Consider the following 14,474-nt stretch of genomic DNA (forward strand, 5'->3'; position numbering starts at 1 on the left):
TCATTCCTACAACAAGAAACATATTTTAGATGATAGGAGGATTAATTTATGAGCTTTGGCGATAAAATTAGAAGCCTTAGAGAAGAAAACAAGTTTACACAATCAGATTTGGCTTCAAAGCTTGGAATATCTACAAGAACCCTATATAATTATGAAAAAGGAAAATTATTCCCTAAAGATATCAAGGTTGTTAAGGGGTTAGCCGAAATCTTTAATGTATCGACGGATTATTTAATGGATGAAATTGACGTGAAAATTATGTCTGAGCAGGAAAGTGAATTTCTAAGCTCTGCTAAAAAGAATTTTGGATATAAGGGGAAAAAGGAAGCAGAGCAGATTATTGAAAAAACCGCTGCCATGTTTGCAGGAGGTACTTTAAGTGAAGAAGATCAGGATAAATTTTTTGAGTCTATCACCAAGGTTTATTTTGATGCTAAGAAAAAGGCTAGGGAAACATACGGGAGAAAAAGTAACAGGGAAAAGTAATTGCTATTTTTCACTTACAAGTCATTTGGAATAGGTGATTATATGATTAATTTTATTTTGAAAAAGGTTGATAAGCTAATAAAAATACATAAGACAAGAAATCCTTTTGAAATTGCTGAGAGTATGAATATTACTGTAAAGTATGATGATTTGGGATCACTAAAAGGATTTTATTTTTACCAGTCCCGATTTAGATATATTGTAATAAATGAAAATATTGACGATAGACTTAAACCTATTATATGCGCCCATGAATTAGGGCATGATAGGCTACATCAAAGCTTCGCCAAGTCTGGAGCTATAAAGGAGTTTTCTTTTTTCGATATGTCTGCAAAGCCTGAAAGGGAAGCTAATTTGTTTATGGCTGAGCTTCTTGTTACAGATGATGATATTCTAAATCTTACTAAACTGGGATATAACCACGATTTTATTGCTAGAGAACTTGGTGTTCCTATTGAGGTTGTTGATTTTAAGGGACAGATTTTGAGGAAAAAAGGTTTTAAAATTAAGGACTTTGGGGTTGCTGAGGGGGATTTTCTGAAGGGGTATTGACAATAAATGACTTGATTTATCCTTATATATTTTTACCAATCATTTTTATAATAACTTCTAATAAATAAGGATTCATAATAAATACACTTTATAATACTCTAATAATAGCTTTTATACTATATAATTATACTTATTTTTCTATATCCTAATATTTTATTAAAGTGTATAGTTATTGGGATATACATTCTGTCACCCTCCCTCTGCCATAATATTTTCTAGCCCTTTATCCATATGCAGTTTTAGTCTTTGTAAACATGCTTTAATGTTGTTTTTAACTTTATTTAGTAGATTAAGCGACTTTATATGAAAAATTGATGATTGCTTACTTATATAAGCTTTACTGGTTTTATTTTGATTTTTTAAATCCTTAGAAGTATATTCTTTAACAGTTTCCAACTCATTTACGCTATTATTGTCTTTAATCCTATTTGTCTCTTTATCTATTTTTAGCTTGTCTTTGTTATCGATATCCTTTTCTGGATTTTCTTTTACATAATAAGAAAAATCAATATTCTTAATAGCTTCTTGGCTTTTAGTCTTTGGTTCTTTATCTACTGCTTGATCTTTCTCTTCTGTATTCTTACTTCTGCTGCTTTTTTTGTTTTTCAAAATTTGCAAGGTATATAAGTTGGAAGACTGTCCTCCATTTTCTCTCCATCTACTTTCTTTTTTTACCAAGCCTACTTTCACTAAGTCTTTTAATGCTCTTCTTACTGTTCTTATTGATATACTACAATCCTTGGATATAGTCTTAACAGCAGGAAAGCAAGTCATTTCCCTATTACATCTATTTATCAAATAAAAAATAACTGTGACAGCTCTACTTGGTAGATTAGAGCTGTACACAGTATTTAGAATATCTACTTTTGTAATTGTTTTTTCTTTCATTTAAAAAATCCCTCCAGTAATAAAAAATTGGCTTCTACAACACTTCCTCAATATGATCTTCTAATAATCTATTAAACACTTCTTTATTCACGTTACCATTAAATAAATCATGAGAATAGTCTAAATAATAGTATCTCTTCCCAAGCTCACTCATCAATTTTTCCATCTTATTTCCCTCCCTATATGATGTAAGTGAGAAAACTATATCCATTTCAATATCAAATATCATCTCTACTATCTTATACAACATCTTCACCTCATAAGGCTTAGTTCCTGCACAAAGAATATTGTTATTATTATTTTTAAATATGCTTATATTCTTATCTGTAAGCTTTCCAATATCATAAATAATGAAATGATAGTCGGATTCTATTTTCTGGCCATTGCTATAATACCTAACTCCTTTATACTCAATAATACTATCTTTATTGGATAATTCATTGTAAAACATAGACATCATTTTCATATGGCCGCTTTTATTTTTTTCTACATAACAAACCTTAGCACCAATACCTGCAAGATAATTAGCTAAATTCATAGCTGTAGTCGTTGTTCCAATTCTATGCATTACTCCTGCTACAACGATTTTAATATTTTGTCCTTTAAAGTTAAATTTTCTTGTATAGCCAGTATCTATATCTACCATAAATTTTAAGCAGTCTTGATATGTCATTCCCTCACCTATAATGCACTGCTCTATTTCTTTACGCATATCTTTAATAGTCTCTGCTGTAACTAGGTTATACACTTCAATATCTATCAATTTCCTTAATAAATTTTCTCCATGATTTAATCCTTCTGCCAGTATTACAATCCTTGCATTATATATAGCTTTAAAAGCTGTAATTGCATTTATTACTTCTTCTTCAGTGTCAGTTACAGCCTTTAAATCTATAATTATTTGTGTGCAGTGACTTAAATTCCTCATATCGTGGATTACAAATTTATTTAGGTTAAATTCTCCTAATAATTTTTTGATAACCAGCTTTTTATCATCAATCAGATAATCTAACAATCCCATATTCTCATTACTGGATAGGTATAAAATCATCAACCTCTACCTCCTCAGCTTGAGTATTTTCTACTGGTATTTTAATCTCCTTTATCTTTGGCTTGTATGTAAATAGCATTATTATACCTACTATGACAATTATGATGTAGATGAATAGCTCTATAAGAGTTTTCTTTTTCATATTACTGACCTCCATCCTCGTATTAAAAAAGACACTATTTAAAGTGCCTTCTTACTTTTTACTTCCATTCATATGATTTTCTTCATTATTTTCCAAGCTTAATAATTCTTTCTGTGCCAATGAAATGTATTTATCTAACTCCTGACTTAATCTTATTACTTCCTTTGTATGTCCCTTTGTTTCATAGGTTATATTTAATTTAAGCCTTAATTTTTTAATTATTTCTTCTATATTTTTTTGTCTACCTATTTCTATTTTTCCCATTTTTTTCACCTCTCAAATATCATATTATATCTTTTGTTGCAAAAATGCAACTGTTGGTAGTTATATTTTCAGTCTATAATAGATAAAATTCTATTATAGGCTAAATGATAAGAGAGGTGTTTATTTTGAGTAAAGAAAATTTATCTAGAACTATTGGAGAAAGAATAATGCTTAGAAGGAAGCAGCTTGGATATACCCAGGAGCAAGCTGCTGAAAAATCTGATTTAAGTCATCAATTTTTTTCTTCTGTTGAAACTGGAAGAAAAAACCTACGTGCTGAAAGTGTTATAAAGGTTGCAAGGGCGCTAAATGTTAGTACTGATTACTTATTAATGGGAGTTACTAATCAGGTAGATGTTGATAATATTTCTAAATCCTTATCCAAATTAAGTGGAACTGAACTTCATTGCTTAGAAGAGATTATTAAAAATTATTTAATAGCTTTAGGATATGCTGATGGTGAAGAATAAGTTTTTTATTAATATCTTCCTAGCTTAATTACTATTTACTTTATCCTGTATTTCCTTTGAGCCTTCTTCATCTTCTTTATTAGATGTATCAAATAAATATTCTACTGGATTAGTATGACTTCTAGAGCTTAATGATTTCCTTATTTCAAAGTGTAAGTGGTGTCCTGTTGATATACCAGGTAGTGGATCTTTTTCTGGGTCACCACCTTCAAGTGCTATAACTTCCCCTTGCTTTACCTTTGCATCTGGTAAAATAAAAATCTTTGATAAATGGGCATATACTGAGTAAAAGGTTTCTTTTTCTGTATCATGCTTTATTATGATATATTGACCGTAGCCTTTGTCTATTCCTACCTTTGCTATTTGTCCATTGGCTATAGCTATTATTTCCGTATGCCATGCTGTACCAATATCAATACCCGTATGCATTTTATATTTCCCTGTAACTGGATGAGTTCTGTATCCATAGGGACTTGTTATTTTACCCTTTGCTGGCATTGGATACTCTCCATTAAATATTAGCTGACCCATATTAAGCTTTATTGTATCTTCATAGGCAGCTTTAAATTCTTTCATTGCTGTATTTTCCTCATTAGAAAGGAAAAAATCTGTTATGAATGATAAAGGACTTGTAAGGATATATACCAATATGCTTAGTATTAAAAGAACTACTATCAAAGGTATTAGTAGTACTAAAAATAGCTTTTTCCTTTTCTCTTCGTCTGCTGCTATACTTATAGCTGACTTTGCTATTGCATAGGCTGTTTTAAGACCTATTGCCATATTACCTCCCTCCTGCTTTACCGAAGTAATCAAATCGCCACTGAGCTATCTCAAACTTCACCTGTAATCGCTTAGCTCCTATCATCATAAGTGCATTTCCTCTCTTTTTACTTGCAAGCAATTCAGTTTCTGCTTCCGTTAGATCATATAATGCTTTGGTTTCTTGAAGATTTTTTCCATCTGTACCAAAGAGTAATTTTATACAAGGTATATCCAATAGAGCTTGTCCATAATTCTTTATGCTTGGGTCTAAAAAGTCTACTACACTATGTGATATAATTCCTACAGCCGCTTCATATTTTCTGCTTCTTTTTTCAACATTTCTTAGAAAAACTAAAGACTGAGGTACATTTGGGTCTATAAGCAGATAGGCTTCATCAGCAATTAGTAAAACTTTTTCTTCTCTGTCTCTACTCATTTCTTGCCAGCACCAGTTAAGTAGTAAAAAGTATTGTGCCCTCTTTATACTATCACTGGTATTTTGTAAATCGTGGGTATCAAGACATATACAATTAGATATGGTATTGATAGTACTGTGACCATTCCAAAGAAATGAATCACTTCCATAGGCAATATCCTTTAATAGAAGTGATAATTGTAGGTAGATATTGTTTTCATCAGGAGTATTTTTAGCTTCAATTTCCTTTGCTTTTTTCATTATAAGCTGATATAAATCACTCATAATAGGGAAATCTTCATTATTAAGCTTTGTTATATCCGTTGTCCAATTAATATTAAACTCTTTATAAAGCTGAATTAAGCAGTCTTTTAAAATAGCTTTTTGCATATCCGTAAGACTAGGAATATATAGAGAAAAGAATATTTCTAAGTTTTTAAGATAAAGGGCAAGATCTCCCATCCCATTACCATCTTCATTTTTATATAGCTTGTTTTCTTCATTTTCATCATCTCTAGGGGTAGGTCGTACTTGTAATGGATTTATTCTTCCACCCTTTCCCCCACCTGCATTTATCCAGTCACCACCTAATTTTTTAGTCATTTCTTTATATTCTGATTCAGGATCTAAAAAGATAATCTTAGTTCCTGTCATATACTCTGATAATGCCAAATGCTTAACTGCTGTAGACTTACCTGTTCCTGCTATACCCATAATAACCATGTTGGTATTAGTTCTATCATCTCCACGCTTCCAGGGGTCTACTATAATAAGACCTCCTGCTGTATCTTTTCCAATGTAATAGCCTGCATTGTCATTGTAGCCACTTGATGAAAAAGGAAATCCACCTACAAAGGTGGATAATGGGATAATTCTTCCTAATATTTGCTCTATACTTTCTTCCATAGAATAAAAAGGAGAAAGCATTTTAAAGCCTTCTTTTTGTAAATTGGCTAGCCCTCTAAGCTTACATCCTAGCATAGCACTTGTACTTTCTGTTTTTCGCCTTATTTTATCAAATGTGGTTTCATCCTTTGATATTGGCATAATGTTAATACTCATAAGTCCAACAGTTTCTCCAGCCTGATCAATTTGAACCATTATTTTTTCACCATCAATTGCAGCCTTTTCTGCTCTTTTTTGTGTTAATGGATCTCTTGCACTTTCAGCTGTGCTTCTATTATGAATTACACTTCTTGAAAGGCTTTCTATAAAGCTGCCATTGTCTATTGGCTTGAAGGTTATGCTTACGACACTGCTGGGAATATTGGTGATTTTGCTCAGCCAGCCATAGTCTACTTTTTGCGGGTATTTGACTACACCATATATTTTGCCTGTGTTTTCTCCTATTACTAGGCTATTTCTTTTTATTTCTAATCCCATTGGGGTTATTATGTTTAGTAGGGAATTGTTTATTTTTGTTTGTTGTTTTTTCAAGCTAGAGTCCTCCTTTTTGGTATAGAAAAAACAGCCCTAAGGCTGTTGGGGTTCGCTTTCAAAATTTATATAACAAAAAATATTATTATCCATATATTCTAAACCAATTACTCATATCCTTTTTATTTAGTATAAAAACCCTTCACACTTTTAGAAATATATACTAATTGATTATCTCTTAGATTAATCAATGAAAAGATATATATAAATTTATCTTCTAAAGAATACTAATTATATATTAAGTAGTCCTTCAAAAAATTCTATAGCATATTTTCGCTTAATAATATCATGATGCTTCTGATTATAATAGTTACATAAACAACTATAACATGCTGAATCTCCATTACTGTCTTTCCCACAATTACACTGTTTTACAATGTCTAATGATTTCTTAAACATATTTATCAATTTAATATTGTCTGCTTCTCCAATTCTACGCACATGACCAGCTCCTCCAGGCACTGTATCAAATAGTATAAAGTTGGTTTCCCAAACACCACTATCTAATCTATTATAATGAAGTGTACCCGAAATGTCATTTCTTTCAATCCCAAGATATTGGCTAACACCTTCTAATAACGAATAGAGAATTGATAATGCTCTTTCCTTTTCATAATATCCACTGAGTGAAATACGTGCGACATCTGTTTTAAACTTGTGCCCTAGTGTTCTTCTATACAGTTTTTTACCTTGACACAGTTTCCCATATGGATTGTTGTGCCCTTTCTTATTAGGTATAAAACTAACATCTTGTTTTTCATCTACTATTGTGAAACCACATGTTGCACAAACATAAAAGTTTGAATTATTGATAACAACTAATTCATCATTTGAAGTGGACATAACTTTAATTCGGTGGTTATTTATAATAACTTCTTTGCTTTCCTTTTCTAGAATCTCTTCTTTATCTCCAATATAATAAATCTCACCTCTATATGTTCGTTTAGGCTTCTTTGTGGTTGACTTATTTATTTTAGGACTAATTATAAATCCATATTCAGGCACAATAAATGAATTTTTCTTAAAAACTATTTCTCCACAAATATCACAAGGCTTAGGAAATTTTGATCTTTCTTCATCAATATGTCTTTCTATATTAAGATGCCCACATTTCTTATTAGAACAAATTCCAAAATCAAATAAATCCCATACTTTATTTTGTCCAGTAGGCCTTTTAATGAATTGACTTTTATAAATATTTCCATCAGCAATAACCTCTGAGGCAGGAGCATATTCAGAAATAGCAATCATTAAATCTCTTTGAAGCCTTAACTTAGATGATTTACCATAACTAGTATTAATTGAATTTTTATCAAAAGAAGTAACTAGCTCAACTGTGTCTACAGGGAATCCATATTTAGGTATTATATTTTTTTTGGATAAGAATGACAGAATATTCTCATGCTTAATTTTTTTTACATAGTCATCAATTTTCTTAATATAACGCCCCATAGATTCTCCAGAATTTGCTTTAAAAAGTGCTTCTTTCTTTAATGTTCTAAGTTCTTCTAATTCTGACTTGTATTGTATAAACGCTTTGTTTAATAGCCCATTATCAGCTCTAAGTTCACTAATCCATTTTTCTATTTTACCTTTCAAGTTCAATGGTACAAATACTTTAATATAATTTATAATATCATTAGATAAATGATCAATATAATCTAATAAACCATTATAAATCTCTTCATCAAAAAATGTTCCTACATCTTTATAAGCATCTACATTTGTTCTCCAATAGGCTGCAATTATTGAAGCATTCATATGCCTTTTTACTATTTTCTCATTTTCAGTCTTAAACTTTGGTGGATAAATTTTTCCCTTAATCATTCTAATTGGTGTATTAAAGTAAGTTAAATCATGAGAAGATAATCTACAAAATGTCAACGAAAATGCAACAGAATTTTTTCTTCTTCCAGCACGGCCTGCTCTTTGGGCATAGTTTGCTGGAGTTGGAGGCATATTTTTCATAAAAACTGTTTCTAATTCACCAACATCTACTCCCATTTCAAATGTTGTAGAACAACTTAATACATTAATCTCATTTTTTATAAACATCTCTTGATATAACTTTGCTGTTTCAGGACTTAATTGAGCAGTATGCTCTTTTACTTTCATTGGAAAAATATTCATTTCTAAATACTGTCTTCTATAGTGGTTATCAGCAAAATCTTTTTCAAAATCGCATAGTTTTAACTTCCCATCACATCTATTAGCTGGGCAAACATCCTTAATATTATTTACAGTCACCTTACCACATTTTTCACAAATATACCAATTTATATCATGAACAAAGGAGGCACGAATCTTAAATTTTGATATATCCATTATATACTGATCTGGACTTTGTGCTACTAAACTTTTATTTTTTAAAAATATGCCTTTCCAAATATTATCTAAATATTTATTTATATCTTTCTTATCTAAGCAATTTAACGTCTTTTTAATATAATTAAAACGAGCATTTGAGTTTCTTGATGGAATCCAAGATTTACAATAAATATTCTTGCTATCACATTTTGTTAATGACATAGTTAATTCATTACCTTTATATGAATAATACTCTTTGTCTACTTTAAGCATTTGCTTAGATAATGGAAATTCAAACATGCAGTCTCTCTTAAAACTATTTGCCAATACTCTCTGAATAACTTTAACTTCATCACCTGTATAAAGACCAAGCTTAGAAAAATCTTGTCCTTGGTATTCGAATGAAATCAAGCCTAAATTTTCTAAACTATTTCTATCATTGCTTGATATTTCATAAAGAATAGTTTTCCATGCTTCTTTGACTGAAGAATCTGGCTCTACAATTTGGTGTTGTTCAAAAAGTGCAGCTAGATTCTTAACAGCAGCAGTTATTTCTATGCCGTCTTCATCTGAATATCTACCAATTTCTTTTAATGCCTCGATAAATAGTCGTCTTCTAAGAATATTATTATAAGTAAAATCAAAATAACTAGAAAAATAGGCTGCCTCTTGTCTACTGTCGGAAAAAACTAATAATTGTTTTCCAACTTTATCTTTGATGATATCTTTAACCATAAAATTTCCCTTTGAACTTTCTCCAAAGAAGTCATCATCGAATTCATGTGGTGTTTCGATAACTTTTACTTCTTCTGACGGTATTTCTTCATATAAACTTGATCCAAGAACACTTGCTGCAGCTTCTTGTCCTATATAAAACCCTCTCAAGATAGTTCCACGCCTATTAATCAAACCACAAGCTAAACATTTGTTTAACACTTTATTTTTAGGGACTGACTCAATCACCTTAACAATATATTCTTTACCACAATCACACATGCTTCCATTTATAGAATTAGCTTTTTCTATTTTTCCACATTTGCCACATAATTGATAAATACTATCTTCATATTTCTCCATAATGTTATCATCATCTATAAACCGTTCATAATCTTCATTGCCTAACAACATGTAAAAATCATTAATCCCATTGTGTTCATTTTCTTTCTTTTGAATTAAGTAAGAATCTTTATTAATCTTTGCTTCAATATAAATTTGCCCACAATACTGACAAACCGAAATTTTATAGCTTTTAAACTCTTGTCCATTAATATAAGCTTTATCCCTAGGAGAAATTGAAAGCTCTTTATGCGAGCCTAAAACAACATATGCTCCTTCTAAAGCTCGAATAAACATATGATATCTAGCATCTAAAAGCATAATATTATTTTTTTCAGCTTTTCTTGCTACTGAAACAAAAGCTACTAACTCATTTTCGTCAACAGATAATTGATTTGTAATTTTCTTAATTGTAGCGGGTTCTCCCCGGAGAATTTTCCTAGTTTTATAGTAAAATCTATCCTGTATAAGAAAATCATAAAGAAATTCACTAACACTTTTAGCTTGACTACTAAATTCAGAATCATATTTCTTTATTAGGCTCACAAACTTATTAAGTGACGCTCCCTCCTCTATCAAAGTATTTAACTTCATATAAATTTCTGAAGGATATTCCTTTGAACCATCGTAATCAAAATTCGAATATCTAAATGCTCTTACTATGCTATTTTTATCGAATGGCACATCAGTACAAAGCCTTGATGCAAAATCACAAATTTCTTTATTGTCCTTTTCATCGCCTAGTGTTGCACTAGTTAAAATAAATCGGATCTCTTCTCTGCTTTTCAAGATATTCTTTAAACGTCTTAAAAGCATTGATACTTCAATGCCAGTTGCACCTGTATAAGTATGAGCTTCATCGAGCACAATATACTTCCACTCAGTAGAATTAACGCCATGAAAAAACACATTATCATCAGGTCTAAGCAGTAAATATTCAAGCATTGCATAGTTTGTTATAAGAATGTGTGGTGGATTTTTCTTCATTTGATTTCTGGATATTCTTTCATTTTTAATTGGCTTTTGTTCATTATTTAAGGACATATACTTAGACAAAGCTCCTCTATCATATTTTTCTGTCTCCCCAGTATACGATCCAAATGTTATGTCAGGATAATCAACTAATAATTCTCTCATCCTTTTCATCTGATCATTAGCAAGTGCATTCATAGGATAAATAATAAGAGCCCTTACACCATCAGTTAATTCATCTTTTTCTTTTTGTTTCATTAAATAATTAATTACAGGTAAAAGAAAGGATTCAGTTTTTCCTGATCCTGTACCAGTAGTAACTACAACATTTTTATTCATAATAACTTTTCTAATTGACAGTTCTTGGTGCTTATAAAGTAGTCTAGATAATATTTTAGGCTTAGATTTATATAGTTTTAAAAACTCCTTACTTAGGACACCTTCATCTATTAAGTTTTTAATACTCTTTCCAAATTCAAATGAGTCTGAAAAATCTAGATAAGGGCCTTTTGCAAAATAATTAGCTTTTGCTAAAAATTGCTTAAACTGTCTCATATAATCTTTATCATCGATATAAAAGGTAGTCTCAATATATCTCAGATATTTTTCAACTATGTTTTCTGATGCTTTAATAGGATTTAATCCCATTTTTATCACCTCGCTCCATTATTTCTAAAATAACTACATCAATTAATTTATATCTTGATTCATTTCCATCTTCGTCTCTAGGATTTATATGTTTTGTTTTAATGTCATAAATCAATCCATCTTCATCCTTGTCAACAATCTCAAAACTTATTTCATCACTTCCAATTTCTACTGGTTTGATAACAAATGGATTATACTTTGTAAAATACCATTCACGTTTATGCCCAGTGAAACGGTCTCTTATTAAATACATACCATTTGCTTCATAGTAACCCCTTTTACGGGAAAACTTAATATCTTTCAAGTAAAAGTTATCAAGTTCAAACTTTTCCGAATCACTAATACACTTTATACCTTTAAGCATTTTATTCTTACACTTAACAATTACTGGATCACCAACAATGAATTTTTTATGAAGTAATATATTTTTTTTAATACCTTCACCAAAAAAATCATCTTCATTTAACTGATAAATCACTATTTCATGTTCGTTATAATACAATTCGATATCTTTATCCATTATGCCATCATATCGGTCAATTTCGTAGCTTTTAATAAGTCTAGTTGTTGGAGAATATATAATATCGGCATACAATTTTCCTTTTCCTAAAAAACTCCAGCTTGCAAACAATCCTCTAAGCACATGACTATCATCATAATATGAAATTGAGAAATTATGAATAGATGGTTTAAAATGAACTTCAGTTATCCTCTCTTCATTTCCTTCAACTATTACCCCGAGAGTAATCGGCTCTTTTTCTACGGTTTGAAATAAATGATCTAATGAATATTTATATTCATCGCCTATCTTCTTCCCTTGAATTTTTTCATAGTTACTGCCTGTAACAATGTGAAGCTTAGATTCTTTATTAGGAAATTTAATATACAGCTTATAGTCACCAATATCTTCCCACCAAATATTGTCACATGCTTTCATATCCGAATTTATATGCCCAAAGCGCCAAGTAATAATCGGTATGTTAATTACTAGTAAAAATCTACGTTCGTCATAATTAAACTCAGTACTAAAAACCTTATTTTTCTTGATGTTTACTTTTAATGGAAATTTGAGTTCTTCTGTTAATTCAATTTCGTTTGAACTTAGCCCAATAATTCGAGCTATTTTTTCTTTATAATAATAGCTTTTATCAAATTTGAAGTCTAATGACTTAAGTATAAATATGCTTTCTTCAATATAAATTCTACTAGTCCCTTTTTCTCGAATAATTATTTTAGCTGGATTATTATTCATAAAACGCTCAGCTTGAATAGAAATAATAGCTAAATTATCACCACTTCCATCTGAAATAGTTCTAAGTTTTACATTTGAAACTTCATTTAATATAAAGTTCATACCATTAAACGAAATAATAAAATCATTAATCTCTTTTCTATAAGGAATTCTCAACGTTATATCTGGAATCTGAGAATAAACATCATATACATCATTATTAGAATCTTTAACCTGTAATCCTAAATATATCCATTTATTGTTTAGCTCATTTTTAATAGCAGCTACATTAGTTGATAGGACCTTATCATTTATTAAAAGTAAAGATTCCTCATTTAAAAAGACAGTCGATATTCTATAGTTTGAAACATAAGCAATATCAATTTCTGCATCATCTTTTAATACTTGATTTTGGGCATAAGTAATAACCTTCACGGTCTCGTCAGTCAGTTTTTTAGGGCTGATTTCATTTCCTTTAAGATCAAAAATAATATAATTCCTAAATAATACTTTTCCAGATGAATAAATAACTTTATCTCCACTTTTAATACGATAACTAATTTCAGAATGAAACTTTGGTATTTGAACTAATATTTGTTCAGTTTTAAAGAATAGTCTGCTTTTAGTAAGTAACATTTTTTCTTGGTGAATCACCGAATCTCCAAACACAATTTCTAGTTGAATTTCTCTCTCAATATAATCTGAGTCAATGATTTGTCTTGGAATCTGTAAATATAAATTGCGATTTTCATAATAATACTGAGCCATATGAAATTTCTTAATGTTTTCTTTTCTAATTCTATGCTTGTATGATACAGATTTGAGTTTTCTATTTGTATAATCATAATCTGAAAAATACTCATCAAACCGATCGTTAGCAAGGTACTCAATCACTTCACCATAGTTAACTTGATTTATATAAAATAATAATCTTTCTATTATGGGGGCAACAATACTAGCTGCCCTTACAAATGCAATTCTAAACGATTTTGGCAATTGTTGTCTTGCTATAGTCATTTTAGAACCTTGGACAATCAATCTAATATCCTCATCCTCTAAATACTTAGTAAATAAACGATGCATATATTGCACAAGCTCTTCCACTTCAGCATCTATATAATCCTCTTCTAAATCCTTAAAATATATATCTTGCAGGAATTCAATAAATTTAGGCAAGCTTGAATTAGGAATGATTGCATGAGTCAATATTGATGTAACATAACCTTTGTTTTTATTTCCTATATGAAAATACAATTCTTTGATATTACAGAATTTCTCAATCGCTTGCTTACATATTTTCATAACATCAACTACATCTAAATCTAGTTTTATAGCAAATTCATGCCAAAATTGACCATTTTTATATTCTTGGATTGCAAAATTTACTAATGCAATTGAAATAATTTCATATTTTTCTTCTTTTAGCACAAATTCTTCTTCACAAATTAGCGATTTAGAAAAGTTTATAATAGCCTGATATGATTCTTCATCTATTTCAACCATACCAATTAAAGACTCTTCTTTATACTTATTTATTTTTTCCTCAACTCGATCCATCACTCTAATAACCTTTTCAGGCTTACTCATACTTAACCATCCTTAACTTTATTCATAAATATAATCTAAAGAAAATCTTATTTTTAAGTAATAACTAAAACTAGAATCAACGTATTATTTTGGAACGCTCATTAAATAGGTGTTTTGTATTACAATGTAATATTTGAATTCAGATATATCTTTAAGTTATTTCTATAAGCTCTTTAATCTTGTTATCAGATATTCATAATTTT

The 14,474-nt window shown here is 29.9% G+C and carries 11 protein-coding genes; 3 read left to right on the forward strand and 8 right to left on the reverse strand.

Going from position 1 to position 14,474, the window contains the following annotated elements; translation table 11 throughout:
* Positions 1 to 48: 48 nt before the first annotated feature.
* Complete coding sequence (locus B5X81_RS16245) at positions 49 to 486, forward strand: helix-turn-helix domain-containing protein (RefSeq protein WP_079493191.1); 438 nt, start codon at positions 49 to 51, stop codon at positions 484 to 486.
* Between the two features lie 57 nt (positions 487 to 543).
* Positions 544 to 1,038, forward strand: coding sequence for an ImmA/IrrE family metallo-endopeptidase (locus B5X81_RS16250; protein WP_244282126.1), 495 nt, complete (start codon positions 544 to 546; stop codon positions 1,036 to 1,038).
* A gap of 189 nt (positions 1,039 to 1,227) precedes the next feature.
* Here the strand turns inward: B5X81_RS16250 and B5X81_RS16255 are convergent, their stop codons facing one another.
* The 4 genes from B5X81_RS16255 to B5X81_RS16265 are packed head-to-tail and all read right to left on the reverse strand — an operon-like array spanning position 1,228 to position 3,383.
* On the reverse strand, positions 1,228 to 1,926 hold the full coding sequence (locus B5X81_RS16255; RefSeq protein ID WP_079493194.1) for a helix-turn-helix domain-containing protein: 699 nt from the start codon (positions 1,924 to 1,926) through the stop codon (positions 1,228 to 1,230).
* Between the two features lie 34 nt (positions 1,927 to 1,960).
* The gene (locus tag B5X81_RS16260; RefSeq protein ID WP_079493196.1) at positions 1,961 to 2,977 is read right to left on the reverse strand and encodes a hypothetical protein; all 1,017 of its coding nucleotides are present in this window, start codon (positions 2,975 to 2,977) and stop codon (positions 1,961 to 1,963) included.
* The gene (locus tag B5X81_RS27560) at positions 2,955 to 3,119 is read right to left on the reverse strand and encodes a hypothetical protein (protein WP_170917467.1); all 165 of its coding nucleotides are present in this window, start codon (positions 3,117 to 3,119) and stop codon (positions 2,955 to 2,957) included. Before B5X81_RS27560 ends, B5X81_RS16260 begins: the two co-directional genes overlap by 23 nt.
* Positions 3,120 to 3,170: 51 nt before the next feature.
* Positions 3,171 to 3,383, reverse strand: coding sequence for an aspartyl-phosphate phosphatase Spo0E family protein (locus B5X81_RS16265; RefSeq protein WP_079493197.1), 213 nt, complete (start codon positions 3,381 to 3,383; stop codon positions 3,171 to 3,173).
* Between the two features lie 125 nt (positions 3,384 to 3,508).
* Here B5X81_RS16265 and B5X81_RS16270 point away from each other — a divergent pair, with 125 nt between their 5' ends.
* A complete protein-coding gene (locus B5X81_RS16270; RefSeq protein WP_244282127.1) occupies positions 3,509 to 3,853 on the forward strand; it encodes a helix-turn-helix domain-containing protein in 345 nt (114 codons plus the stop codon).
* 24 nt (positions 3,854 to 3,877) lie between these two features.
* Here B5X81_RS16270 and B5X81_RS16275 read toward each other — a convergent pair whose 3' ends face one another.
* The 4 genes from B5X81_RS16275 to B5X81_RS16290 all read right to left on the reverse strand — a co-directional run bounded on the left by B5X81_RS16275 (position 3,878) and on the right by B5X81_RS16290 (position 14,271).
* Positions 3,878 to 4,636, reverse strand: a complete 759-nt coding sequence (locus tag B5X81_RS16275; RefSeq protein WP_079493200.1) for a M23 family metallopeptidase — start codon at positions 4,634 to 4,636, stop codon at positions 3,878 to 3,880.
* A 1-nt stretch (position 4,637) separates the two neighbouring features.
* On the reverse strand, positions 4,638 to 6,470 hold the full coding sequence (locus B5X81_RS16280; protein ID WP_330397404.1) for a VirB4 family type IV secretion system protein: 1,833 nt from the start codon (positions 6,468 to 6,470) through the stop codon (positions 4,638 to 4,640).
* A 231-nt stretch (positions 6,471 to 6,701) separates the two neighbouring features.
* Positions 6,702 to 11,453 carry a DEAD/DEAH box helicase gene (locus tag B5X81_RS16285; RefSeq protein WP_079493202.1) on the reverse strand — a complete coding sequence of 1,584 codons (4,752 nt, stop codon included), beginning with the start codon at positions 11,451 to 11,453 and terminating at the stop codon, positions 6,702 to 6,704.
* Positions 11,434 to 14,271, reverse strand: coding sequence for a hypothetical protein (locus B5X81_RS16290; RefSeq protein WP_079493203.1), 2,838 nt, complete (start codon positions 14,269 to 14,271; stop codon positions 11,434 to 11,436). The genes B5X81_RS16285 and B5X81_RS16290 overlap by 20 nt, the downstream gene beginning before the upstream one ends.
* Positions 14,272 to 14,474: the final 203 nt, after the last annotated feature.

The sequence above is a fragment of the Maledivibacter halophilus genome (genome assembly GCF_900167445.1).
GTDB lineage: Bacteria > Bacillota > Clostridia > Peptostreptococcales > Caminicellaceae > Maledivibacter > Maledivibacter halophilus.

Excerpts from the sequence above, each read along its gene's own strand:
- B5X81_RS16245 (WP_079493191.1), top strand. The coding sequence starts at position 49 with ATGAGCTTTGGCGATAAAATTAGAAGCCTTAGAGAAGAAAACAAGTTT.
- B5X81_RS16255 (WP_079493194.1), bottom strand. The coding sequence starts at position 1,926 with ATGAAAGAAAAAACAATTACAAAAGTAGATATTCTAAATACTGTGTAC.
- B5X81_RS16260 (WP_079493196.1), bottom strand. The coding sequence starts at position 2,977 with ATGATTTTATACCTATCCAGTAATGAGAATATGGGATTGTTAGATTAT.
- B5X81_RS27560 (WP_170917467.1), bottom strand. The coding sequence starts at position 3,119 with ATGAAAAAGAAAACTCTTATAGAGCTATTCATCTACATCATAATTGTC.
- B5X81_RS16265 (WP_079493197.1), bottom strand. The coding sequence starts at position 3,383 with ATGGGAAAAATAGAAATAGGTAGACAAAAAAATATAGAAGAAATAATT.
- B5X81_RS16275 (WP_079493200.1), bottom strand. The coding sequence starts at position 4,636 with ATGGCAATAGGTCTTAAAACAGCCTATGCAATAGCAAAGTCAGCTATA.
- B5X81_RS16285 (WP_079493202.1), bottom strand. The coding sequence starts at position 11,453 with ATGGGATTAAATCCTATTAAAGCATCAGAAAACATAGTTGAAAAATAT.
- B5X81_RS16290 (WP_079493203.1), bottom strand. The coding sequence starts at position 14,271 with ATGAGTAAGCCTGAAAAGGTTATTAGAGTGATGGATCGAGTTGAGGAA.